Consider the following 26,882-nt stretch of genomic DNA (forward strand, 5'->3'; position numbering starts at 1 on the left):
TGAAGTTCCTGTTACAAAAGTGTTTCATTCCATTCGTATTGATTATTTGTTACTCCCGGGATATAAACAAAGGGACCGCTAAATAGCAGCCCCCATTGATATATGGTCATGAAAAAAAATCAACCTCTTACTTCCCAACCCAATGCGCTGGCACCCAATACGGCTGCATCACTCTCTTTGAGTTCGGAGAACATCAGTTGTACTTTATTCTGAAAGATGGGTAACATATTCCTCTCCATACTTTCACGGATAGGATCCATAATGAGATTACCCGCTTTGGAAAGACCTCCGAAAAGGATAATCGCCTCAGGACTTGAGAAAGCCACAAAATCGGCAAAAGCCTCACCCAGCATCTCACCGGTGAATTTGAAGATCTCTTTGGCGAGTTCGTCTCCAGCCACAGCGGCATCAAATACATCCTTGGAGGTGATATCTTCAGCGGGGATATTGCGGAGACGAGTCTGTGTGTCAGGCTTCAGTTCGAGGTATTCACGAGCTGTACGTGCCACACCTGTTGCCGAAGAGTATGCTTCGAGACATCCGGTTCTTCCGCACCCGCAAAGACGGCCGTTGTGACGGCGCATAATCACGTGCCCAAGTTCACCGGCAAAGCCGTCATGCCCATACACCAACTGTCCGTTCACGACAATACCGCTACCCACACCTGTACCCAGTGTGATTACGATAAAATCTTTCATTCCGCGGGCTGCACCATAGGTCATCTCTCCAATAGCTGCAGCATTGGCATCGTTGGTGAGTGCTACGGGAATACCCACCCGGTCTTCCAGCAACTGGGCAAAAGGGATTACTCCTTTCCAGGGAAGGTTGGGTGCAAACTCGATACTTCCGGTAAAATAATTACCGTTGGGGGTACCTGCACCGATTCCTTTGATCTGATCTTTGGTGGTTGTTCCCGCGATAAGATCTTCAATCAGGTCAGTCAATTCATCCAGATAATCTTCTACCTGAGTATGTTTGGATGTTTTGATACTGCCACTCTTTAAAATCTGTCCTCTTTTGTCAACAATGCCGACCACGGTATTGGTACCGCCGACATCAATACCTATTGCATAGGGTTTATCCATAGATTTGTTTTATTAAAAGTTAGTCAATGAATGATTATTCAATTTTTTATCCGCACAAATATAGGACTTTTTTGTTAAAATGGCTCCATAGTGAGGGATTTATTTCATTTTTCTTCTATCTGTCGTTTTTTTCTTATTATTAGTCTTTTAATTTTTGTTTTTTATACAAATTATTTCTTCTTTTTGATTTTAATTTCTTTCTTTGTAGTCGAACAAACTGAGACTTTCAAACTATTTAAAATTCATAGAAGTAAATAAAAATCTTCGTCATTAAATAGTTTCTTATTATATCAAAGAACGGGTAGAGTAAAGATATGTACAACACGGAGGATGATGTTTTTATCTGGAATGAATTTCTTGCAGGAAATGATCGCGCATACGAATTCATATACAGCAAGTATGCCCAGACACTTTTTACATATGGCCTTACTTTAACCGATAATACAGACCTGGTACAAGATTGTATCCACGATATTTTTGTACGTATATATGAAAACAGGAAAAATCTGGGAACGACAAATAATATCAGATTATATCTGGTCTCAGCGCTAAAAAACTCCATTCTGATGGCATTCCGCAAGCAACAAAGTTATAACAAGTTTAAGAATTCTATCGATGAAGAATATTGGGAAGATTCTGAGAGTATAATCGACAAATTAATCAGTTCGGAGGAAGAAACAGAGCAAAAGGCTGTTGTTGATCGTATCTGGTCGATCCTGACCACCCGACAAAAGGAGATTGTTTATTACAGGTTTGTTGGAGGGCTTTCATTAAGCGAAATTGCTGAACGCCAAAATATGGATTATCAATCTGTTGCAAATATCATCTATCGGGCCATAAAAAAAATAAAAAAATTTTATTCAAAAAGTGATTAAAAAATGATAGCCGTGCATTATATTAATATAATGCGTGCATCATGGAAATTGAAAAACAAAATAAGAATTATAGGGATTTCACATTTGAAGATTTTCTTCAGGACGATTTTTTTATCAAATCCATGCTAAGGCCTACGGAAGAGTCAGAGTCTTTCTGGCGTGAGTACCCCAAAAACACGAGAGAATATGACAAGGCCGTTAAGTGTATTCAGGATTTGAATGAGGATTTGTTGGATGAGCATGATGTATATAAAGTGTGGCATCTTATTCAAGCCTCCAATCATCGCCGACGGACAAAAGCCAGACCGTTTTATTTAATCATGGGTTTGGCAGTAGCAGCAAGTATCGCCCTATTACTCTACTTCAACCCTTTTGTTGGGAAAAACAATAATGACAATCGAAATATAAGAAGTTTTGCCCACAACAATATACCTATTATTGAAACAACTGAAACACAATTATTCATATCAAATAACAAAATCATATCCGTACCGGAAAAGGAATCGGTTATACGATATGATTCGGCTTCAATAAAAGTCTCCTCAAAGGTTATCTCCCAAGAAACAGTAGAGCAGGAAATTTCAAGGGATAATATAGCCGATTTTAATCAACTGGTCATACCAAAAGGCAAACGCTCTTTTGTTAGTTTGGAGGATGGCACACAAATATGGGTCAATTCCGGCACCAGACTGGTATACCCGTCGCGGTTTGCAAGCGACAAAAGGGAGATATTTGTTGATGGCGAAATCTATATCGACGTGAAACCGGATCACGATAGGCCATTTATAGTACAGACCCGCGATATGGACGTACAGGTCTTGGGAACCAGGTTTAATGTGCAAGCTTACCATGCAGATGGACAGAAACGTGTAGTGTTGCAATCGGGATCCGTCAGGATTTCTTCTGCCATATCCAAGGGAGAAATCATTCTGCAACCATCTCAGATGTATGAAGTAATCGGTGCAAACGAAACAGTCAAACCCGTTAACGTAAATAACTATACTTCCTGGACTGACGGGATGTATATCTGTGACAGTGAAAGATTAGACTTTATTCTTAACCGGCTCTCCCGATATTATGGAAAAGAGATTACCGTAGATAAGAGAGCAGCAGGATTGAAATGTAACGGAAAATTGGATTTAAAGGAGAGCTTGAATGATGTATTGAACATTCTTCAATATATCGTACCTATAGAATATACGAGAGAGAATGAGATATATTCGGTAACATATAAACCCTGAACGCCTATGGAGAAAGTAAAATAAAAAAAGCGGCCCGATATTGCAGTATCAGGCCACCCGGTTAGTAATTAACAAGTCACTTCAATAACTAATTAAGAACTAAATGCAAATGTACTACATTTATAAGAATTTACATCAAAAAAGTTCATTTTTGATAAGGATGAAGTTTACCTTTATTTTTCTAATTCTGGGAGTCAATCTCAGCTATGCCCTGAATAGTTACTCACAGTCGACTCTCTTTTCCATTCATCTTGAAGATAAAAGTATGAGAGAGGTGCTAAGTGAGATTGAGAAAAAAAGTGAATTTATTTTTATCTACGAGGATGCGTTGGATCTGAATAAAAAAGTATCCATCAATGCTATAAATGAGAATATATACATTATTCTCAATAGACTGTTTACGTCGACCGATATTCAATACATGATTTCGGATCGACAGATTGCCATCTCCAGGAAAGCCGAATTGACACAGTCTCCAGCCCAAAGGAATATTCGCATTACCGGTACTGTATCCGACAACATGGACTATCCGCTACCAGGGGTAACCATACTGATCAGGGGAACCACACAAGGCACAACCACGGATGTGAACGGGGAGTACACTATTTCTGTCCCGAGTGACACTTGCGTATTGCAATTCAGGTATATCGGGTACACAACCCAGGAAGTTGTGGTGGGAAGTAAAAGGGTTATCTCCGTATATCTTGCAGAAGAGATAACCGGACTCGACGAGGTAACTATTGTTGCTTTCGGTAAACAGAAGAAAGAGAGTGTGATCGGTTCAATAACAACTATCAATCCTGCTGAATTAAAAGTCCCTTCAAGTAACTTAACCACGGCGTTTGCCGGACAGATGGCAGGAGTAATAGCCTACCAAAGAAGCGGTGAACCCGGGGCCGATGATGCAGACTTTTTTGTACGAGGTATCACCACTTTTGGCACCAATCGTAATCCTCTGATTTTAATAGACAATATAGAACTAACCAAGACCGATTTAGCGCGTCTGCAACCCGATGATATAGCCAGCTTCTCGGTAATGAAGGATGCCACAGCCACAGCTCTTTATGGAGCACGTGGTGCCAATGGGGTTATTTTAGTGACGACCAAACAAGGAGAGGAAGGGGCCACCAAAGTATCATTCAGGCTTGAACAATCCCTTTCTACACCAACGAGAAAAGTAGAATTTGCAGATCCTGTTACCTGGATGAGGCTGGCTAACGAAGCTGTGCTTACAAGGGATCCTAAGGGATATGCACCCTTCACCGAAGAAAAAATCGACAATACGATTAACGGTACTGATCCATTGCGTTATCCGGCAGTTGACTGGATGGGGATGCTGATAAAAGACAATGCTTTGAGTCAACGGTATAATGTGAGTCTGAGTGGGGGAGGAAAAGTCGCCCGTTACTATGTTGCCGGATCCTATAACCACGATGACGGGATAATGAAAGTGGATAAACGCCAGAATTTCAATACCAATATCGACAATAAAGCCTACACAATGCGCTCGAATATAGAGCTAAGGCTTACCTCTACAACCAATATGAATGTGAGGCTTAGTGGTACTTTTGACGACTATAGCGGCCCCTTAACGAGTGGAACCGATATGTTCAAAAATATCATCAAATCCAATACAGTATTGTTTCCACCCTATTATCCACCTACATCGAAAACTCAGGCTATAAGGCATATTATGTTTGGAAATAAGGATAATCAGTATTATAATCCTTATGCCGAATCGGTGAAAGGATATAAAGAACGGAATCGTTCCCAGTTACTCGCACAGGTTGAAGCTATTCAAAAACTGGATTTTATCACTGAAGGGCTTTCCTTAAGAGCAATGTTGAACATTTCCAGGCTCGCTCAATTTTCAGTGAGTCGTTTCTACACCCCATATTGGTATGAATTGGCGGGCAGGGATGAGGAAACAGGAGAATACAATTTATACAACACCAATACCGATGGTACCGACTGGCTTGATTACAGAGAAGAGGGCGGTGATAAGGTAACCAACTCCACTACTTATTCCGAGTTAATGGCCACCTACAACCGAACGTTCGGTGATCACGGCATAAGCGGTTTGTTGGTAGGAACAACCCGTCAATCATTGAATGCAAATACCGGAAGTTTACAGCTATCGTTACCGTCCCGCAACCTTGGCCTTTCCGGACGTTTCACCTATTCGTACACCAATCGTTATTTCTTCGAGTTCAATTTCGGATACAACGGTTCGGAACGTTTTCACAAATCGAATCGCTTCGGGTTCTTCCCGTCCGCTGGAGTTGCATGGAATATTGCCAATGAAAAATTCTGGGAACCATTGGCCGATAAAGTTAATTTACTAAAGTTACGTTATTCATATGGTATTGTGGGTAACGACCAGATTGGTTCAGACACGGATCGTTTTTATTATCTCTCGGAGATGAACATGAATAACGCCAATCGCGGAATGCGCTTCGGAAAAAGGCTTGGTGAATATGAAACCGGTATTTCCATCAAACGGGATGCCAACGCCAATATAGGGTGGGAAAAATCCTATAAATCGAATTATGGATTCGAACTTGGTTTGTGGAATGATTTGACTTTAATAGCCGAATATTTTCAAGAAAAGCGTACCAATATTCTGATGACCAGAAGCCATATTCCCCAGACGATGGGATTAACTTACGAATCAAAAGCCAATGTAGGTGCAGCAAGCGGTCGTGGAACAGATATAAGCCTGGAATACCAGAAAAGCTGGACAAAAGATTTCTGGACATCAGCGAGGGCCAATTTCACATATGCTGTCAGCAGTTACGATATTTATGACGAACCGAAATATGACAATGAACCATGGCGTTCCAGAGTGGGCAAGTCTCTGAGTCAGCAATGGGGATATATCGCAGAACGTTTATTTGTGGATGATGCCGAAGCACTTAGTTCACCCCGACAGGAAATGACAACTTACCCATATGGAGGAGGTGATATTAAATATACCGACATCAACAAGGATGGTAAAATAACAACCGCCGATGCTGTTCCCATTGGACTTCCCACCACTCCTGAAATCGTATACGGATTTGGGGTTTCTCTTGGGTATAAAGGTTTAGATTTCTCGGTATTCTTTCAAGGGCTCACCAACGAATCTTTCTGGATAGATGCAAGTTATACTTCACCGTTTGTCGACAACACGCAACTGTTGAAAGTGTATGCCGACAGTCACTGGTCAGAAGATAACGGCAATATTTATGCAACATGGCCCCGGTTAAGCTACAACCGTAATACAAATAATGTGGGTGTAACAAATACATGGTTTATGCGTGACGGAACATTCCTTCGCCTTAAACAAGCGGAGATAGGTTATACTATCCCTGGCAAATGGCAGCAAAAACTACATATAGGGAATCTTAGGTTTTATGTAAGCGGAACTAATTTATTACTCTGGAGCCGGTTCAAACTATGGGATGTGGAAATGGCTGGCAATGGTCTGGGATATCCCATACAGAGAGTTGTCAATATGGGATTAAATTTCACTTTCAATTAAAAAGCTCTATAGTTATGAAAAAAATAATGAAGATGGTTGAAAAATTACTCATCATAATCATGATGACTACTATAATTTCATGTTCCGATTTCCTGGACGTGGTTCCCGAAGGCACAGCCACACTTGAAAGCGCTTTTAGCATGCGTCGTCATACATTGCGTTATCTCTATACCTGCTATTCCTATTTACCGAGTAATTCCGTTGGATCGTCTATTGACGTGATGGCCGGGGACGAAGCGTGGGTAAACGATGATCCGCAATATACACAGAATATAGGCAGAGATGCAAACCGGATAGCAAGAGGATTACTGACCTCCACCAATCAATTAGGCAGTATGTGGAGCCATTATTATACGGCTATCCGTGATTGCAATAACTTCTTAAAGGGAATTGAGACTACAGTCGTTCCCGACCTGATGGAATTTGAACGGAGACAATGGATAGGAGAAGTAAAAGCACTAAAAGCTTATTATCATTTTTTACTTCTTTCCCAGTATGGCCCTATTCCTATCGTCAGGGAGAATCTACCGGTATCGACAGATGTCTATGGTGTCCAGGTTCCTCGCAATACAATAGATGAAGTTGTCAATTATATCGTGGAACTGCTCGATGAGGCCATTCCGGATTTGCCGGCAACGGTTCGATCTGAAATAGATGATCTTGGCCGTCTGACCCTGCCAATAGCCGTATCTTTAAAAGCGCAGGTATTGGTTACTGCCGCCAGTCCTCTGTTCAATTGCAATGAGGAATTCGCGACAATGAAGAACAAGGATGGCACTCAACTATTTCCGCAGGACAAAAGCCAACAGATAGAGAAATGGAAGCTGGCAGCGGAAGCATGCCGCGAAGCGGTAAGAGTCTGTATGGATTCCCTCGGGATGGAACTCTATACCTATCCGGGAGATCCTAAATATAATCTGAGTGATACTATAATCCAACAGATGACACTTAGGCAAGCCTTTTGTGAAGACTGGAACAATGAAGTCATTTGGGCTGACACCCGTGATTGGGTTTCAACATTACAACATCGCGTTTTACCCGTGCTGAATCCAATGTTCGATGCCCAGCCACAAATGGCAGAGGTCTTTTCTGTACCCCTAAAAATTGCGGAAATGTTTTACACTGAAAATGGAGTGCCTATTGAAGAAGATACCGAATGGGATTATAATAGCCGCTACACACTAAGGCGTGCCACCAAAGAAGAAGGGCTTTATATCCGTACAGGGGGTGAGACGGCAAGAGCAAATTTCGAACGAGAACCTCGCTTTTACGCCTGGCTTGGGTTTCCACAAGGAATCTGGTATGGCTCCGGTTCATACGACGACAGTAAACCTGGAGAATTATATCATTATCCCGATATTAAAGGTGCAAGAATTTCAGGAACCGACATGAGAGAGCCTACCGGGTATGTCCCTAAAAAATGGATTCACTATCAAACACTACAGCCGGTAACCTTACAAATTAGCGTCTATAACTATATCTGGCCCAAATATAGGTTAGCAGAATTGTTACTCTACTACGCCGAAGCTCTTAACGAAGCTGATAATACACAGGCTGCACGCCAGGAAGCAATAAAATATGTAGATATGATACGTGAACGGGCAGGACTGCAACCGGTAGCTGAATCATGGAGATTACATTCAAATAATCCCGGCAGGTACAATACCCAGGAAGGGTTAAGAGAAATTATCCATCAGGAACGATTGATAGAGTTATGCTTAGAGGGCAAACGGTTTTGGGATTTACGCAGGTGGAAAACCGCCAGAGAAGTCTTAAATCAGCCTATACAGGGATGGAGTTTGTTTAATACCAATAATGCAGAAATATATAAACCTCTGACCATCTTTAACCAGAGATTTGGTTTGAAAGATTACTTCTGGCCTATTGGTGAAGACGAACTCACACGAAATACAAATCTGATACAAAGCCTGGGATGGTAATTTTGTAACTCAAAAACGGATTAATTATGAAACATATAATAAATAATTTTCGTAATCTGCTCCTATTGGCAGTAATGTTGAAAATACTTTTTGCATGTCAGGAAAGCACAAGTCTTGTATATTATGACGAAAATGCTCCTGCACCGGTGTCGATTGACGTGAACAGTGTTACGGTGGAAAACTCACCCGGGAAATCCATATTAAAATATGTTGTGCCCCTGGATGAAAATCTGCTATACGTAAAAGCAGTATATGAGTCCTCTCCTGATGTGATAAGGGAGGCACATTCCTCTCGTTTTGTAGACACTTTGGCACTTGAAGGTTTCGCAAAGGAAGGGAACTATGATGTAAAATTATACACAGTAGGAAAAAACAAGAAAGAGTCTAATCCAGTTACCATAACGGTATCTCCTCATATTCCTCCTATCGTTGAAGTTTTCCCGTCACTCAATATGATTGCTACTTTCGGAGGAGTTGAAGGTAGTTTCAGAAATGACAATAAAGCGACCCTGAAGGCTGTTCTAATGGCCGACACCGCCAATACCGGCGAACCGGTATTCCTCCAGTCTTTTGTGATCGATAATCCCAATGCTATCTTTACCATCAGGGATCTTGAGTCAAAACCTATCAAGTTTTATGTTTATCTGATGGACAGATGGGGAAATAAAAGCCCAACGAAAGAATATGAACTCACGCCTCTTTTTGAGGAGAGGTTGGACAAATCTCTCTGGAAAGAACACAAACTACTTTCTGACTTTCAGAATACACTCGAAAACAACTATTGGGGATATGTTTTCGCCGGAATATTCAACAATTATATTTGTCCGGTGAATGGATGGAACGGCAATTTCATTCCTGAGGTGCGACCATTACCGAGTCTCTTTACCATAGACCTGGGAGTAACGGCAAAGATATCCCGATTCAACTTTGTTCCCTGGTGGACCTGGGTTTACACCCTATATCCAAGGCGTTTTGAAGTGTACGGAACTGCAAGTTTAAATCCCGGAGATGACTTAACCGGAGATGAATGGAAACTTTTAGGAGAATTCAATTCTTACAAGCCATCCGGAGAAGATCCCGGTGTGATTACTGGAGAGGATAACTCTTTCATATGGCCCAATGGGGAGAATTTTGATGTGAAAGCATCCGAACGCCAACCAGATCCTTATTTCCCGGTTAGAATAATACGTTTTAAAATTCTTCAAAACTGGAACAATGGAGATCAATATTCTATTGATGAATTAAGTATCTGGGGAGAAATAGTAAAATAATGTACACTTAATAATGCGTATTATGAATCATTTCTTTTATATAAATAGCAGAATCATAGCTGTTCTGATAATCTCTCTGACACTATATTCCTGTAAAGACCAGGATGCAATGTTTAAAGAATATGTGGTGAAAGGAGGCATTTCTTATTTGGGGAGTGTTTCAGGTCTAAAAGCCCGTATCGGATATAACCGTCTGGAGGTTAACTTCAATGTAGTGGATGCCAGTACTACAAAGGTAGGTATTTACTGGAATGATTACCAGGATTCGGTCATGATTGACATTACTTCTGCAAAGGCGGTAAAACAAATTGTCAACCTCCCCGAAGGTCAATATTCCCTGTTTGTAAAATCCTTTGATAAATATGGAAATTCATCTAATCCTGCAGAACTGATCACCCGTACCGTAGGCGATAATTTCTTCGCAACGCTTGCACATCGTGGTCTTAAATCAAAAAGCACCAGTTTTAGCAACGATTTGTTGCTCGAATGGCAAAATGCGGATCCCATCAATGGGGCTCGATTTACAGAGTTGGTTTACATTTCCACCGATGGTAAAGAAAAACGTATTCGAGTGGAAAACGAAACGACAACTACCTCTATTGATGACTATAAAGAAGGAACAACATTCAAGAGGATCACCTATTACAGTCCAGATAACCAGTGGCTCGACACAATAATCCCCCCGGTTGTTCCTGAAACATCCTTAATGATTAACAAAAAGTTAGGGAGTGTTATCGCTTATTCAACTCAAAATGGAGGAAACGCCGCAAAAAATTTCTATAATGGGAATCAGGCAGATATGTGGATGACCAACAACAATTATCCCGAATATGCCACCATCGACCTTGGACGTGAAATACCGGTTTCAGGCTTTGGAGTGTGGCCTTCCTATCAACAAACCAATGGGCGTGCCGACCCACGTGCTCCTACCCGTATAAAATTTGAATGTAGCCTCAATAATGAAGAGTGGACTACAATATCCGAATTCGATTACGACAATAGCATGTATTACTATTCCAGAGTATTTGAGATACTAGTAACCAAAGCCCGTTATGTACGGTTTACAGGGGTAGAATGTACTCAATCTCCCGTCTTTTCTTCCGGAATTGGCGGACCTGGAAATAAGATAATGAATCTCGCTGAGTTAGACGTTTTCTTTAGTTTGGAAAGTAAATAAAGCGGGTATTATTCATCAGACTTCTCATTCAAGAGTTTTTAGTTTATTTTTCTTTGCTTTTCAAGGAGGGTGTCAACTATTTATATTAAAAAAACATATAATTTTGACACCCGTTATCCTAATTATGAGAGCTATCAACAAAAACAACTCAATTATTATGAATTATATCTTAAAGACAATTTTCACAAGAGAAAAAATAGTTTTCGTTCTTCTGGCAATTTTGTCCGTTTTTTTCTCAATTGCTTGCTCAGAGCCGGTTAGTCTTACTCTATCGGATAGAGGAAAAGCAAAATATGTCATCGTCCTTCCCGATGAACCACTACCTGTGGAAACAACCGCCGCGAATGAATTAAAAAAATACCTCGATAAGGTTACAAACTCCAAATTCAGCATTATTCACGAATCGGATGCAGACACGTCACAACCGCTATTGGTTGTGGGAAACTCATCACTGGCCAAAACTCTTCTCCCTAAGGTCGATGCCACTCAGCTACCCTACGACGGGATTGTAGTGGAAACCATTGGAAAAGACATCATTATGCTGGGACATCCGGTCAGAGGAACCCTATATGCAGTAAATACGTTTCTGGAAGAAGCTGTTGGGGTTCGTTGGTGGACATCAACCGATTCCTATATTCCTAAAGCAAAGAGGCTGAAAGTACCCATGTTGCATATTCGTTATGCACCTGATCTGACTTACAGAGAAGCCTTTTACAAAGATGCATTCAAAGATGAAGCGTTTGCAGCCCAGATGAAATGCAATGGTGATTTTTCGAAGATTACCCCCGAATATGGAGGATATCACAAATTTCAGTATTTTGTGCACTCTTTTTATCCTATTCTACCTCCTCAAAACTATTTCGAGAAACATCCGGAATGGTATAGCATGATCGATGGTAAACGTACCCACCATCACGCACAACTATGCCTATCCAATGATGCCATGCGGAAGGAATTTACAAAGAATGTATTAGATACTCTTCGCAGTCATCCTGATATGGATTTCATCTCAATCAGTCAAAATGACTGTCATGGTGCCTGTCAGTGCGAACATTGCCAAGCGATTGTCCGCGAGGAGGGAAGTGAATCCGGTCCGGTGATCAGGTTTGTGAATGCAGTAGCAGAAGAGATCGAAAAAGAGTTTCCCCATATCTGGGTCGAAACTCTGGCCTATCAATATACCCGTACAGCACCTCTCAAGGTCAAACCCCGTAAAAATGTAGTTGTTCGCTTATGTACAATTGAGTGTTCTTTCTCCGAACCGTTAGTCGAAGGCGAACAGAATAAAGCTCTCCGCGATGACATAGAAGCGTGGAGTAAAATTGCCGATAACCTCTTCGTCTGGGATTATGTTACCAATTTCACCTCCTATATGCTACCCCATCCCAATATTCATGTATTAGCACCCAACATCCGTTTCTTTATAAAGAATAACACAATCGGACTTTTCGAACAAGGTGATTATTATTGCGATGCAGGAGACTTTGTAAGAATGCGCAACTGGGTTATTTCCCGTTTAATGTGGAATCCCGCTCTCAATGAAAATAAGCTGATTGATGAATTCCTTGCAGGATATTATGGGGAAAGAGCGGCTCCTTACCTGCGGCAATACTGGGATTTGCTCACCACCAGTGTAAAGGAGTCGGGGGTCTATCTACGCTGTTATATGGGAGATACCTCCGGCTGGCTTACTGTACCCGTTTATATACAAGCGACCTCACTTATGAAAAAGGCTATAGAAGTAACAAAAGACGAAATATTACGTAATCGCCTGCAACGGGAAGAAATCCCGCTTAAATTCGTTTTATTACTTGAAAATGCACGTTTTAAAACATATGAACAGGAAAACAACATCTCACCGGTGACACCTCCTAACCCTGAAGAAGCATTGACAGAGTTCATGTCCCTACTCAAAGAATTCAATGTAACCATGGTGAGGGAAGATTTCAGTTCTCATCCCAATCATACCCAATGGGTAGAACAACTTTTGCGAAGCAGGTTGTTTCCCGAAGAAAAATAGAGTCAACATGAAAAAATTATCATGTTTATGTAAGAAAATTGATAATAAGAACAATCTTCCACAAGTTTCAACGGGGAAATTAAATCCGACCCATTTTCGAATACATTTTTTGTCTGTATTGGGTTGTTGTATATTTTTTTCTTGCTCCCAGAAAACATCACTTGACAGTTTTTCTTCTTGGAAAGAAGCATCAAATATTTCTACGACAGTCGTCAATGAGTATCAGTTTAACGGTTATACATCTTTTTGGCAAGATGTGTATCAATACCGCTATCGCTATGGGAATCTTTTTCGGCTGAACATTCCAAATATTGAAGCCTCGGTATGCCAGGCAAAAGTTGATATAGCAGAAGCTCTATGTGTACCGGGGTTACAACTACAGGAAGGCTTTATTAACGAATTAATAACAAACAGCACTGAATACAGATTTCTCGAAAATCCGTCACTGGAAACTTTGAATAAGGTGATTACACAGAACAATGTGCTGGTGTATGCTGATACTACATCCCAAACAGGAAAGAAGTTATTGGAAAAGGCCGGTGAAGTTTTTAAGAACAATAATATTGGACATCAAGCAATGGCCAATGACCACTCACCCCTTTATGCTTTTATCTTAAAAAGAGGAAAACGTTGTTTGTATACAGTAGTAGGTGCCTCACAGGAACAATTAATACTTTTTCGAACTTTACTCGATGACACATTTAAACTTGTTTCCGAATATGACTTGAAGCGGGGTTGGTTTGGAGCCCAAACTTTAATTAAAAGTGTAACCTGTACACCAGGAACACCTATTGATGTGATCGGAAGAGGTTTGAACGAGGGTAATTCGTGGTTTGTTTTTGATGGCTATATGGAATTTCTGGCAAGAGATGAAATAGATAATTGGGCTTCTGAAAGTGAATTACCAATAGTTACTGATGTAGGATTCCCTCCTCTTTACAACTGTTCCGATTATGATGACTTACAAGTTCAATTAATGTTTACTCCACAAGATTGGGTTGAGTACGCTAATAGTAAAAATGGATACCTATTCCGTCAGGTCGATGACAAAGAAGCCGATAATCTCCCATATAGCGGATATTATGCTAATCAGGGAAATGCACGACAAATAAACAACGAAAACATCCCTTTTGTTATTCAGACAGGCGATTTGCTTTCAGGTGCCGCTTCACATATGGTACTTTTCAATAAAAAAGAGCACTCTTTTGATAAGGAAAAATTATGGGATGCCATCATGGATCGTCGAGCCGTAGCAGTTACCGAAGGCGGATTTATGATGGGTGCAGAAAAATACCGCAATACCCTTCAATTATTGTTTCTCGATAGAATATATCTCGAAGAATACTTCGGTGACAGGATAGATCTTGAGACCAAAACGCAGGGGAACCAGATTTTACTTACAATTACAAATACTTACACCCATCCTATAAAAGGCCAGTTAAGAATAAATATTCCAAAGCAATTATCCATAAAAGGAGAAAAGATTGCAAATATCAACTTGGGCACGGGAGAATCTAAAGTACTCTCTTTTAATATCGAACCGACGGCAGAAGCTATGGGCCGACGCAACTTAATCACATTCACTTATAATTGGGAACCCCATTCCACTAAATCGACCGTTTCCCTGTTAGAACTTCCACCTATTATTTCTATTCATAGACTGCTCTACGGCACATCCTCAGGTATTAAATTTCCTGTCAGTGTAGATAATTTCTCAGAGCAGGATTCTATTACCGTAAAAATAAGTGTGGCTAAAATGTTTGAGCCGTTCAATCCGATTGTTGAAACAGAGAAGAATGTTGGAATAACTACAGGAAATTATTGTGATATAGAATTTGATTTACAACTGCCGGCAGGAAATTATCTTGTTACGACTTCGGCGTTAGGAATGACGGAGACAAGCCAACTTGGCGTAGAGGATTCTTCAAGTCATGCACATGTTGAAGAGATCGATATTAATGGCGATGGGATATCAGAATATATTATGGAAAACGAACAAGTGAAGGTTACCCTGCTTGCAACGGGAGCCCGTGTTATAGAGTATATAGTGAAAAAGAAAAACGACAATGTGCTATTCAAACTCTGGCCACAGAAACCCGATGATGATCGTCGTCCTTTTCGTGAACGAGGATTTTATCCTTACGGAGGCTTTGAGGATTTTCTTGGTCAGCCGAGTATAGAGACCCATAAAATATATAAGGCTACTATAGAAAAAAAGGAAGGAAATTACGTACAAGTGCGTATGATCGCCGATTATTTCGGCAATTCGATAGAAAAGACCTATACGCTCTACGGTAATACACCATTGCTCGAAGTCCGTTTTGCTTTGAAAATGATAAATCCCGAGCTAAATATGCTTGGTCCACAACCTATCTACGAAATCGGGAAAAAACACGGACCTGAAGATGTCTTTATTGTTCCTGAAAAAGATGGACTACATGAATATCGTATGCGAACCGATCGTTATTACGGTAAGAAGTTGGATATAAATGAAGGATGGAATGCTGGCTATGATACACTTGAAGATATTTCGTTTGTTAGTGCCTATCCGGTTACACAACCAATTTTTCTCCATATGTGGATGAATCATCCTTCCAATCCCGACGCACATTATTTTTATGCCGAATTTCAACCCTGGACCCCATTGTATATGCGGACTACATCCTATTTCTCCTATTATATGTGGGCTGACGAAGGAAGTTGGAGTAAAGTGCTTATGGAATTAAAAAACAGAAACCTGATAACAGTCAGAGATAAAACATAAGATTAAAATATTATGAAGAAAGTATTTTTTTTATCTATTTTTTGTGTGTGGCCAATTTTCGTTTTTCCACAGACAAAAAATAAACTCGGCACCCTTAATATTAGCCATATTGAATTGGGATATCCACATCCTGCTATCCCTTTTTATCATTTCAAGGCTAACCTGGAATTACCTGAATCCTCTATGATTGAGGTCGAAACTATGGTCGATGGTAAAACGTTGAGATTTGTAAATCTTTACAAAGGCGATATTGTAGAAGAAGACAATAAACCCGGTTTTATTCATCGCCCCCCTTCGGGATATGCACTCTCACAGGATAACACACTCTACAAAAACCCACTCATCACTGCATGGGTAAAATGGGAGCCCGGAAAAACCTATAAGATTGACATAAAAATAAGGATGAAGAAATCGATAAAACCCTCCCCCCAGGATATGATCATTTCGGCAACAGCCAACGTAAAAGCGCCCGATGGAGTAGCTGTATTCGATCCTGCATGGAAATCATACAAATCCATTGTATTGAGCGAAACGGCAGGCTTAGAACGGAAAAAAGAACCGGTTGAGATACTCCTGCCATTTTATCCTGATGAAGTTTCCGACCTGAAACGAGAAATCCGTGTAATGGGCGTAAATCCTGTAGACTATAACCTTACAGAAATACCTTGTCAAGTATTTGAAATACAAGAATATTCAGTCAAGGATAGTCTGAATCCATTGGGAGGAGACACCCGTCCAAGGCAGATTCCGCTTTGGATGCCAACAATTACTTGTAAATTAGCATTTCTGGCCGATGTCCCCGCTAATACAAGCCAGGTATACCTCGTTTATTACAATAATCCGAAGGCATTTACAAAAACGTATCATACTGATCTTCAAGTCAAAGGTGAATTACCAGGACTGACTATTGATAATGAATACCTTAATATTGTTTTACACCCAAATTCAGGCCATATCGATGAAATCACTCTCAAGTCAAACCCTGAAAATCCCTTATATCACCGTATGGAAACGAATGGTGCTATCCATTGGAATCCTGACGTCTATGCACCACCAAAAGCTTGGGCGCACACTTCCGACTGGAAGAATGATCAAAATATGCATAGCATTACGGGGCCGGTTCTGGCAACGAGTGAGTTTTGGGGGCAAATGCGTCACATGCCCGAGGTTGATGTTGCTGTGCGTTATGATTTCTTCCCGGGTGTACCATACTTCTTTGCAACTACCGACATGCGGATAAACCAAACGATTCAAACTCTCGCACTCAGAAATGCCGAAATTGTATTCAAAAGGGAATTGATGACACACGCTGCATGGTACGACGTTATTAGAGATAAAATAATTACATATGATGTATTGAATATGACCGATCTAACCGACTTAAAAATGGAAGCAGACGTCCCGTGGATCACGTTCTATAATGAACAAACCGGAATTGGTTTTGCCGGTATCAATTTGGAATATGCAAATGTTTCACTCGATTCTCGAACCAGTTTGCTTAACCCTTATTTTTACATTACCGGTGGACCGTGGATTTATTGGACACGTGCTCTTTCGCTAAGTTTTCTTTCCTCAAACATGCAACAGGTGATTCCTGTAAAAAAAGGCAGCATGTTCCATGAAAAATGGGCTTATCTTATCTATCAGATCAGTAAAGAAACGCCCTATACCCCGGTTTTAGAATGGAGTAAGCGTCTAAAGAATCCGTTACGTATCAGGTTGGAAGAAGAGGTGGATGACCGAGTTTCAAAAACACTTATTGAGGTCTATATGGACGAAGGAAAGAGTGGATGGGAGGAACGTGAAACCGGGAATCATTAGTACAATTTATAATAAAATCATAAATATGAAAAAACATCTATTTTTATTCTTTTGGATATTTGTTTTCTTCTCTTGTACTGGAGAAAGGACAAATAACGACGATCAGGCAAATATGGAGGATCTGGGTTTTGAAGAATTTCCCATTTTAGCATGGATTGGGGTGCCTGAGGGTGAAACAACGGTAGAGCGCTTCAAGGAATTAAAGGAATCAGGGATTAACATCAATTTTTCAGTTTATTCCAATATAGAAGCAGTTGAAAAAGCTTTGGATGTTGCACAAGAGGCAGGAGTGAAATTATTGCTCTATTGTCCGGAACTGAGTACAGATCCGGAGGAAACAGCCAGAAGGCTGATGAAACATCCTGCGTTGATGGGCTATCATTTAAGGGATGAACCATCTGCGTTGGCATTTCCCCAATTGGCTGAATGGATAAAAAAAATTCAGTCTGTGGATAAAGAACATGGTTGTTATATCAATCTTTTCCCGAATTATGCCAATAAAGAACAACTATTCGGGAATATTGAAATAGATCGGGAAAGGGATGTATACGCCCAACATGTGGAGGTATTTCTCAAAGAAGTACCCGTTCCGTTTATTTCTTTTGATCATTATCCTGTGATAGAAACGAATGGCGTAAGAACCCTTCGGGCGGAATGGTATAAAAACCTAGAGATCATTTCAGAAGCATCCCGCAATTCAGGCCTCCCATTCTGGGCTTTTGCACTTGCGATAGCACACAAGCCCTACCCTATCCCAACCCTTGCCGAGCTCCGCCTTCAGATGTTCAGCAACCTGGCGTATGGCGCACAGACACTGCAATATTTCACCTATTGGCACCCGGGCGAAAATCCCACCTGGGATTTCCACGATTCACCCATTGATCTGGATGGTAAGCGTACCATCGTATATGATCTCATCAAAACAGTCAATAGTGAAATCCATTCTTTGGCTCCGATCTTTCTTGGTTCCGAAGTGATTTCAGTATGCCACACCGGTGAACAGCTACCGATGGAGACACACCCGCTGAAGAATCTCCCGAAGTCGATTAAAACATTAAAAACAGGTGGTATCGGTGCAATAGTATCGGTACTAAAGAAAGGAGATCAACGATTTCTGGTGATTGTAAATCGTGATTTTCAAAACAAGATGGAATTGAATATCTCCACGGATAAAACGGTGCGGAAAGTATTGAAAAATGGTAAAATTGCTAAACTCAACAACTATTCAGAGGAAGTGATTATCGATCCCGGCGATTTGATGATTTATACATGGAAAGAATAAATATGGGTACAAGAATGAATTTATGGTCAATACCTCCGTGGTATATCACATATCTACTTTTTATTTTTACATTTGTGAAGCTCTCTGCCCAGCAGGAAATGACGCAAACCGAAATGGCCCAAATTTATGAGGAGATTAAAACACCCTATAAATACGGATTGGTCATAATCCCTGAGTCAAATGAATATATGATTGACTCACCCACAGTTTTCCGTTATGGTAAAAAATGGTATATGACCTATATTGTCTGGGGTAAAGACGAAGCGAAAAACAGGAATGGGTATGAGACATGGATTGCCGAAAGCGATAACCTGCTTGAATGGAATACTCTCGGTCGCATCCTCTCGTTTCCCGATGATTCTACTTCCTGGGACAAAAACCAGCGCGCCGGTTATCCGGCCTTGCCTGATATGGAATGGGGAGGGAGTTATACACTTTTGCCATATCAGGGAAAATATTGGATGACTTATCTTGGGGGTGAGTTGCCCGGATATGAAACATCTCCCTTGAAAGTAGGAGTCGCCTGGACAAAGAAAAAAAATATGGGTAAACCGGTAGGGTGGCAATCATTAGGTAAACCGATTCTTTCACCTTTTGACATGCAGGCACAATGGTTCGATAATCAGACGATCTATAAAAGTACTGTCTACTGGGATAAGAAACAATCACTTGGTGCACCTTTCGTGATGTTTTACAATGCCGCAGGCAACCATCCCGAAACTGGACTGAAAGCCGAAAGAATAGGAATTGCCCTTTCGAACAATATGAGAACATGGAAACGATATCGGAATAATCCGGTTTTAGCGCATGAAGTAAGTGGTTCGATAACCGGTGATGCACATATTCAAAAGATAGGCAATATATATGTCATGTTCTATTTCAGGGCTTTTATACCCACCCGAAAATACAGTGCATACAACACTTTCGCATGTAGTTACGACCTTATCCACTGGTATGATTGGGAAGGTGAAGATCTTGTTTATCCGACTGAAGATTATGACAACCTTTATGCCCACAAGAGTTATGTGGTGAAACATAACGGAGTAGTGTATCATTTCTATTGTGCGGTAAACAAGCAAAATCAACGGGGAATCGCCGTGGCAACAAGCCAGCCCATGGGACATTCGTCACTCCATTTTCCAGAGGAATAATTTTCATCATTATAATAGATTTCAATATGAAAAACAATATCATCCTACTTATATCCTGCTCATTATCTTTAGTTTTTTTATCCTGTAATAAAAATACACAAAGATCAGAGAATGGAACTGTCCGTGATAAATTATGGCTCTGGGGGCATATAGAAGGCTCACACAATGGACGATGGAATCTCCCGTCAGGAGATGAAGGCTCTCAAATCACCATAGCCGATGCCTGTAATTATATGGATATCAAAAATTGTATCGTGGTAGAATTTGAAGGTAAACCGGAGCCAGGAACAGAAGCCACCTATGCTGCCCAATTATCCGATTGTAAAAGAGTGGGATGGTCTGCAGTGGGTGCTAATAGCCCCCATAGTGTTATTTCAGATCATCTGGAACCGGTCAGAACTATTCTTAAATTGTCGGATGAATTTCCAAATATCAATGAAGTAATGTTCGATGATTTTTTCACGGCTGATAAGCCCCGGGTAACTTTAAACCAATTAATTGAAATGCGGGATTTATTGCATGAGAGAGAAAATCCTCTTGACATGTGGGTGGTTGTATACGATTTCAACCTCGAAAAATTCTTGAAGGATGATTATTTACAATATTTCGATGTACTCAATTTCTGGACCTGGGAATCCGAAAATTTAGAAGCCCTGGAAGCAAACCTTGTCAAATTACGGTCACGCGTACCTGGCAAACGGATAGTCCTTGGCTGCTATATGTATGACTACGGCATTGGAAAGCCAATACCTGTCACCCGGATGGCGGCCCAATGCCAGTTAGGTCTCAGGCTTCTCAACGAGGGAGTTATTGAAGGAATGGTTTTTCTGGCAAGTTGTATTTGCGACCTCAATATCGATGCTGTAGAGTGGACACGTGAATGGATCACTCATGTGGGAAATTATAATGTCGGGGAAATCGATCTGGAAGAGGTAGCATTATGGAGTGAACAAGCTATCGGGAAATATAACAAATAGGCTTTACAATCCTTTATTCTTGGTTTCGCAGGAAAAGGTGGGGCCAAAATCATGAACAGAGGATTATTTATTATAAAAACAGAAACTCTCATGAAGTTTATCAAGACATTTCTTCGGGAAATAACTGTGACTCTCTTTATTTTAATTTCAATGATGACGTCATACGCCTCCGTGCAACCGACTTTTAGATTCCACATAGAGTGGAAGAATAGTAATATTCGGGGTGAGATAACGGCTACAAACGGAAAGATCAATAAAATTACAGTATCCAAAGGAACAATAAAAGGGAATAGTTTTCGTATACCCGTTAATGCCAAAGCCCGATTGACCGTTGAAGTATCGGATTATAATAATGCACCGGGACCGGATCCAACCGTTATATCGGTAAAGACATCCGGGCAATCCTTTTCTTTTTTCCTACGGGATATCCACAATGATTGTCCTGTATTTATTCCTGATTATAATGTAGTGATATTGGCTGAAGAGGAAAATCGTTCTTTCACAGAGATCGGGAATGATATAGCACAGCGAAACAATCTAACCAAGATACAACGGATTGAGAACGAAGAAGAAGCATCCTTTGAGGCTGCCGCGCTCGCCACACGGAATATGAGTGTCCCTGTTTTGTTGGGTATAAGTAGGGATATGAGATTGTTCGAGATATCTGAAGAACTTGAAGATATGGCACAGGAAGGGAAAATAATACGCCCGAGATATGCATCCACAGATGTCGGTCTGCCCGATTCAGAGAATAGGGCTTATCTCTATGCTTTAGGGCGAGGAGTTGGGGTAAGAAATAATATAATCCGGAGATTGGATGAAGGTTATATGCCCATATATCATTCTGAATTAGTAGATGACGATGTTTTATATCACACTATCTCTTTTGTTTCTTTTGCTGAAACACCTTTAATTACAGCCGAAAACAAGGGTACCCATTTTGTAGTTTCCGACAGGCACAGCTATGGAAGGACGTTTACCGAGGAAAAGGCAAAGGAAGCGGACGAAAAGATGAAGACAGCCTATGATTTTCAAAACAGTATAGTATTGTATTGCCGCACCACCATTGAGAATACCGGAAGAGTACCAAGATATGCCTGGATAAAATCGCCCAGACCGGGAATGGGTTGGTGGCAAAAAAAAGTGCACAGGTACGATGAAGAGACCGGATTTTCATTTTATACGGATGATAGGATCTTTTGTATCGGCCTACTGAATGGGAAACCCTTGCAGAATGAAGAGCTTGCCATTCTACTTCAACCTGGAGAAAAGGCAGAGTATGATTTTTTTATGCCGCACACGCCTATTTCAAAAGAAAAGGCTGTTGCCCTGAAAGAACAATCATTTGAAGAGAGGCTGAAAGAAGCCCGGATATACTGGGAACAAAAACGTGCCACTGCCGCTACCGTCAGGTTACCTGAAAAGAGAATCGAGGAAATGTTGCAAGCCGGGTTATTTCATCTCGACCTGATTACTTACGGTGCAGAACCCCAGGGTACATTAGCGCCCAATGTAGGTTCGTATTCACCCATCGGTACGGAAAGCAGTCCAATTATCCTGTACTATCTGTCAATGGGATGGCACGATGTTGCCAAACGAGCGTTGAACTATTTTATGGAAACACAGCGCCCGAATGGACATATTCAAAATTACCAGGATTATGAAAGTGAGACCGGGGCTGTATTATGGATAATCGGAGAGTATATGCGGTATACCCATGATACTATTTGGTTGAACAAAAATAAGGAAAAAATAGTCAAAGCCTGTGAGTATCTTATCAGTTGGCGTAATAAAAATAAGATAGATAGCTTAAAGGGGAGAGGCTACGGTATGATTGATGGAAAAGTGGCTGATCCGGAAGATCACTACCATCAGTTCATGTTGAATGGATATGCCTGCATGGGATTATCAAGAATTGCCGAAGCGATGAAAGGAATTGACACCACCTCTGCCGATCGTTTAAAGAAAGAATCGGATGAGTGGAAAAAAGATATCCTTGAAACGGTAAAAACTCTTCTGGCTATTTCACCGGTTGTTCCACTGGGCGACGGGCGCTGGGTACCAACCTTACCTCCCTGGACCGAAGCCGACGGGCCAAGAGCTCTTTATCAAAAAAAAGAAACGTTTTGGTCACATTCAACCTTCACGGTGGCTGACGCTCTGTTAGGACCTATGTATCTGCTGTTTTGTGAAATAATAGATCCGGAATCACTTGAAGCCAAAATGTTATTAGAGTACCAAAGTGACCTTTTTCTCCAGGGAAATTCGGCATTCAGTCAACCTTACTATAGCCGCCACAATTGGCTGCAAGCGAAAAAAAAGATGGTAAAACCTTTCCTGAACACCTATTATCACACCTTTGCGGCCCACGCAGATCGGGAAACATATAACTTCTGGGAACATATGTATAGGCTCACACCACATAAGACCCACGAAGAGGCGTGGTTCCTGATGGAGACCCGGTGGATGCTGTATATGGAAGAGGAAGAAACATTGAATCTGTTCAATACCATTCCCCGACGTTGGTTGGAAAAGGGGAAAAGTATAGAGTTGAAAGGTGTCAGAAGTTATTTCGGCTCTCTGGATGTATCAATGTCCGCAGATTCTCATCTGGATGTGATCAGGGCGACGGTAAAATGTCAGAATCCCTCAAGACCGAAAATCGTGAAAATACGGATACCACATCCAAAAAGCAAAAAACCGGTAAAGGTGGAAGGTGGTAATTATGACGAACAATCTGAAGTAGTGACCATAATACCATTTGAGGGAGAAGCCAATATAGTCGTTACATATTAAAAAGTGATCATTATGCACACCTACTTCCGAAGGATAATAATTGTTACTATTATTATAAGCACCTTCTCTTCCGTTTCATGCCAGGATATTTTAATAGAAAACAATGATTTTCAATACCAAATATCATCCAAAGGAAAAAACATAGGCTTTATCGATAAAACAGGCGGGACCGACTACCTCTATTCCGATACGGTGTCTTATTGTGCCTATATTGTGCAGGATGGGGAAATTCATAACGTCCGATCGGTATCATTAAAAAATAATATATTGAATCTCGATTTCGGAAAAGCGGGAGTAAAGGCAAAAATCCATATTAAATCAACCAATGACTATATTAGTTTCAAAGTGGTCGATATGAACGGAAAAGCCGAATCACTCACCTTTTTGAATATTCCTTTACAATTGGAAGCGATGCCTTATGAATCGTTTGCAACCTGTGCCCTTTCTTTGAATTTATTTACATATGTGCGACAATTACCTGCATTGCAAAACAATCTATGGGCTACTTGTTATGAACGATTTGGCATGCAAGGTGCAGAAGTCGCGCTGTTAGGAACAGCTCAAAAAGAGATATTACCAACCATCCGCAAGGTGATTGAAGAAGCCAAAGACATTCCTTTTTCCGATAAGGGAGGAGCATGGGCGCAAATGAACAAGGAAGGATTTGGTTCCTATTTAATGAATTTTGGTACTCTCACCGAAGAGACAGTGGATGAATGGATTGAGACCTGTAAGAGATTAGGTTTTACGCAAATCGACAATCATGGGGGAGGTGGTTTTTTCGAGTTCGGTACTTTTGAGTTGAATAAAGAGAAATGGCCTGATGGTTGGGATTCTTTCAAACGGATCAATCAGCGTTTACATGCCGAGGGAATTTCTTCCATATTCCATACTTACGCTTTTTTTATCGATAAAAACTCGGAATATGTAACACCTGTTCCCAGCGAAGATTTGGGTTATGCAGCAACTTTCACCCTTGCCGAACCATTGTATGAGACATCTACAGAAGTGGTTGTAAAAGAATCCACTGCAAATATCTCTACCATTACAGGTTTTCATACTGAGAATAGCGTCACCCTTCGGATTGGAAATGAATTGATCACATTCAGCGGCGTCACACAAACACCTCCATATAAGTTTACGGGGCTTACACGTGGTGCCAACGGCACCAAGCCATCTTCCTATAATACTAACGAAACAGCTTTTCATTTAAGTGAACGCTTCGGCAGATTTGTTCCGGGACCGGAAACAGATCTTTTCAAAGAGATGGCACGCCGTCATGCCGAAATCGTCAGTGAATGTGAGTTCGACGGGATTTATCTGGATGCCATAGATGGGAGTGCGGTGCTTGCCGGTGAAGAAAATTTCTGGTATTATGGCACTAAATTCATTTTTGAAATTGCCCGACATTTGAAAAAGCCCGTAGGGATGGAAATGAGTTCCATGGCCCATCACTGGTGGCATTACCGTTCCAGGTACCAGGCATGGGACAGGCCTGTGCGTGGTTACAAACGATTCATAGATATTCATCTGGCATCCATCAAAAATCCAAGTTATTTTCTCCCCCGAAAGATAAAATCGAATGAATGGGAACATGGTCTTTGGCGCGGACATTCTCCTTTGATTGATAAATACGCATCTGCAGAATCGAGCCAGACGATGCTGCCGTTACATCTGGGATGGTGGGGCAATCAGACCTGGGCGCCCCCTCAAATTGAACCTGTCTTTTTTGACGATATAGAGTACCTGGGGAGTAAAATGATTGGAAATAACGCTGGTTTTTCACAGTTAGGAGGGATGGATGAAGAAACTTTCAAAGCCATTCCTCTGTTCAGGAGAAATGCAGAAATTCTTAAACAATACGAGACACTACGACAAATAAATTATTTCAGCGATTCCGTCAGGTCTCTTTTGCGTCAGGCCGGAAAGGAATTTACCCTGTGCCAGGATGAGGTGGGTGGTTGGCACTTCAAACCTGCGATCTACAGAAAACATAAAGTTTTGGGAGTGGAGGATTCTTCGGCACTCTGGATTGAAAATAATCCATTTGAAGAGCAACCTATTAAGTTAAGAATTGAGCCTTTAATGGCCGTAAAATCATACGATGATCCTTCGGGTATCATTCTTACGAATTTTTCCCAACCGGAGAATTTCATCAGGGAAGCACACGTCAATGGGGTGTCAGGCACCATTGAGCCATCAGTCGAAAAGAGTGAAAATGGTGAACCAGCCGGTAAATTCACCGCGATGAACGATAGTGAATTGCCCCGGGAAAGCACTTATATCAACATTGAAAAGACTTTTACTCCAGGACTTGATCTCAGCAATCATCAGGCATTGGGAGTATGGATAAAAGGAGACGGTAACGGACAATTACTGAACCTGAGTTTAAGAAGTCCTATCCATACTTCTCACGGCGCTCATGGGGACCATTTTATAAAAATTGATTTTACAGGATGGAAATATTTTGAATTAGTTGAGATTGAATCGTCCGAAATCAGCAATTACCTCTGGCCCGATGATTCTCATTTTTATGTATATGACTCGTACAGACACACCATACAATTTGAGAATATCGATAGGATTCAATTCTGGTATAATAATCTTCCCCATAAGAAAAGTGTCAACTGCACCATTGGTACAGTAAAAGCATTGCCAACAGTACCAGTGACCATTGAAAATCCAGAGATCACCGTAAATGGAGAAAAGTTGGTTATTCCCGTAAAAATGGAATCGGGTATGTTTCTCGAACTTCTTTCACCCACTGATTGTAAATTATATGGATCAAAAGGTGAATTATTACAGGAAATCCGGCTGGAAAAGAAGATACCATTATTTTTACAGGGTGACAATAAAATTTCATTTTCATGCACCGGCACTAAAGATGTAAATATACGGGCTCAGATTACGGTTATTGGACATGGTAAACCTATTGAATAATTTGCTGGTAATAAATCCT

The 26,882-nt window shown here is 40.9% G+C and carries 14 protein-coding genes and 1 pseudogene; 14 read left to right on the forward strand and 1 reads right to left on the reverse strand.

The genetic code is table 11. The annotated features are described in order from the left end of the window. Nucleotides 1–119 precede the first annotated feature (119 nt). The gene (locus VB073_RS00940) at nucleotides 120–1,085 is read right to left on the reverse strand and encodes an ROK family protein (protein WP_323402263.1); all 966 of its coding nucleotides are present in this window, start codon (nucleotides 1,083–1,085) and stop codon (nucleotides 120–122) included. Between the two features lie 314 nt (nucleotides 1,086–1,399). On the opposite strand from VB073_RS00940, the gene VB073_RS00945 reads away from it, so the two are divergent. The 14 genes and pseudogenes from VB073_RS00945 to VB073_RS01010 all read left to right on the forward strand — a co-directional run bounded on the left by VB073_RS00945 (nucleotide 1,400) and on the right by VB073_RS01010 (nucleotide 26,863). Beyond that, nucleotides 1,400–1,960 (forward strand): sigma-70 family RNA polymerase sigma factor, encoded by a 561-nt coding sequence (locus VB073_RS00945; RefSeq protein ID WP_323402264.1) that lies wholly within the window; start codon nucleotides 1,400–1,402, stop codon nucleotides 1,958–1,960. Between the two features lie 41 nt (nucleotides 1,961–2,001). Then, the gene (locus tag VB073_RS00950) at nucleotides 2,002–3,201 is read left to right on the forward strand and encodes a FecR family protein (protein WP_323402265.1); all 1,200 of its coding nucleotides are present in this window, start codon (nucleotides 2,002–2,004) and stop codon (nucleotides 3,199–3,201) included. Nucleotides 3,202–3,361: 160 nt separating this feature from the next. Then, nucleotides 3,362–6,724, forward strand: coding sequence for a SusC/RagA family TonB-linked outer membrane protein (locus VB073_RS00955; protein ID WP_323402266.1), 3,363 nt, complete (start codon nucleotides 3,362–3,364; stop codon nucleotides 6,722–6,724). Between the two features lie 14 nt (nucleotides 6,725–6,738). After that, complete coding sequence (locus VB073_RS00960) at nucleotides 6,739–8,664, forward strand: RagB/SusD family nutrient uptake outer membrane protein (protein WP_323402267.1); 1,926 nt, start codon at nucleotides 6,739–6,741, stop codon at nucleotides 8,662–8,664. Between the two features lie 26 nt (nucleotides 8,665–8,690). Next, entirely contained in the window at nucleotides 8,691–9,935 is a 1,245-nt protein-coding gene (locus VB073_RS00965) for a DUF4959 domain-containing protein (protein ID WP_323402268.1), read from the forward strand. A 22-nt stretch (nucleotides 9,936–9,957) separates the two neighbouring features. Next, entirely contained in the window at nucleotides 9,958–11,112 is a 1,155-nt protein-coding gene (locus VB073_RS00970) for a DUF4998 domain-containing protein (protein ID WP_323402269.1), read from the forward strand. Between the two features lie 157 nt (nucleotides 11,113–11,269). Beyond that, complete coding sequence (locus tag VB073_RS00975) at nucleotides 11,270–13,132, forward strand: DUF4838 domain-containing protein (protein WP_323402270.1); 1,863 nt, start codon at nucleotides 11,270–11,272, stop codon at nucleotides 13,130–13,132. 7 nt (nucleotides 13,133–13,139) lie between these two features. After that, complete coding sequence (locus tag VB073_RS00980) at nucleotides 13,140–15,896, forward strand: hypothetical protein (protein WP_323402271.1); 2,757 nt, start codon at nucleotides 13,140–13,142, stop codon at nucleotides 15,894–15,896. A gap of 12 nt (nucleotides 15,897–15,908) precedes the next feature. After that, the gene (locus tag VB073_RS00985) at nucleotides 15,909–17,717 is read left to right on the forward strand and encodes a hypothetical protein (protein ID WP_323402272.1); all 1,809 of its coding nucleotides are present in this window, start codon (nucleotides 15,909–15,911) and stop codon (nucleotides 17,715–17,717) included. 25 nt (nucleotides 17,718–17,742) lie between these two features. Next, nucleotides 17,743–18,999 (forward strand): hypothetical protein, encoded by a 1,257-nt coding sequence (locus VB073_RS00990; protein ID WP_323402273.1) that lies wholly within the window; start codon nucleotides 17,743–17,745, stop codon nucleotides 18,997–18,999. A 14-nt stretch (nucleotides 19,000–19,013) separates the two neighbouring features. Next, nucleotides 19,014–20,144: pseudogene (locus tag VB073_RS00995) on the forward strand (beta-galactosidase); the annotation flags it as partial. Between the two features lie 32 nt (nucleotides 20,145–20,176). Then, on the forward strand, nucleotides 20,177–21,127 hold the full coding sequence (locus VB073_RS01000) for a hypothetical protein (RefSeq protein ID WP_323402274.1): 951 nt from the start codon (nucleotides 20,177–20,179) through the stop codon (nucleotides 21,125–21,127). A gap of 90 nt (nucleotides 21,128–21,217) precedes the next feature. Beyond that, nucleotides 21,218–23,923, forward strand: a complete 2,706-nt coding sequence (locus VB073_RS01005; protein WP_323402275.1) for a hypothetical protein — start codon at nucleotides 21,218–21,220, stop codon at nucleotides 23,921–23,923. A gap of 12 nt (nucleotides 23,924–23,935) precedes the next feature. Next, nucleotides 23,936–26,863, forward strand: coding sequence for a carbohydrate binding domain-containing protein (locus VB073_RS01010; RefSeq protein WP_323402276.1), 2,928 nt, complete (start codon nucleotides 23,936–23,938; stop codon nucleotides 26,861–26,863). Nucleotides 26,864–26,882: the final 19 nt, after the last annotated feature.

The sequence above is a fragment of the Proteiniphilum sp. genome, from assembly GCF_034927365.1.
Lineage (GTDB): Bacteria > Bacteroidota > Bacteroidia > Bacteroidales > Dysgonomonadaceae > Proteiniphilum.

Coding starts and splice junctions, on each gene's coding strand:
- VB073_RS00950 (WP_323402265.1), top strand. CDS start 2,002: ATGGAAATTGAAAAACAAAATAAGAATTATAGGGATTTCACATTTGAA.
- VB073_RS01005 (WP_323402275.1), top strand. CDS start 21,218: ATGAAGTTTATCAAGACATTTCTTCGGGAAATAACTGTGACTCTCTTT.
- VB073_RS00955 (WP_323402266.1), top strand. CDS start 3,362: ATGAAGTTTACCTTTATTTTTCTAATTCTGGGAGTCAATCTCAGCTAT.
- VB073_RS00980 (WP_323402271.1), top strand. CDS start 13,140: ATGAAAAAATTATCATGTTTATGTAAGAAAATTGATAATAAGAACAAT.
- VB073_RS00970 (WP_323402269.1), top strand. CDS start 9,958: ATGAATCATTTCTTTTATATAAATAGCAGAATCATAGCTGTTCTGATA.
- VB073_RS01000 (WP_323402274.1), top strand. CDS start 20,177: ATGAAAAACAATATCATCCTACTTATATCCTGCTCATTATCTTTAGTT.
- VB073_RS00945 (WP_323402264.1), top strand. CDS start 1,400: ATGTACAACACGGAGGATGATGTTTTTATCTGGAATGAATTTCTTGCA.
- VB073_RS00990 (WP_323402273.1), top strand. CDS start 17,743: ATGAAAAAACATCTATTTTTATTCTTTTGGATATTTGTTTTCTTCTCT.
- VB073_RS00985 (WP_323402272.1), top strand. CDS start 15,909: ATGAAGAAAGTATTTTTTTTATCTATTTTTTGTGTGTGGCCAATTTTC.
- VB073_RS00960 (WP_323402267.1), top strand. CDS start 6,739: ATGAAAAAAATAATGAAGATGGTTGAAAAATTACTCATCATAATCATG.
- VB073_RS00975 (WP_323402270.1), top strand. CDS start 11,270: ATGAATTATATCTTAAAGACAATTTTCACAAGAGAAAAAATAGTTTTC.
- VB073_RS00965 (WP_323402268.1), top strand. CDS start 8,691: ATGAAACATATAATAAATAATTTTCGTAATCTGCTCCTATTGGCAGTA.
- VB073_RS01010 (WP_323402276.1), top strand. CDS start 23,936: ATGCACACCTACTTCCGAAGGATAATAATTGTTACTATTATTATAAGC.
- VB073_RS00940 (WP_323402263.1), bottom strand. CDS start 1,085: ATGGATAAACCCTATGCAATAGGTATTGATGTCGGCGGTACCAATACC.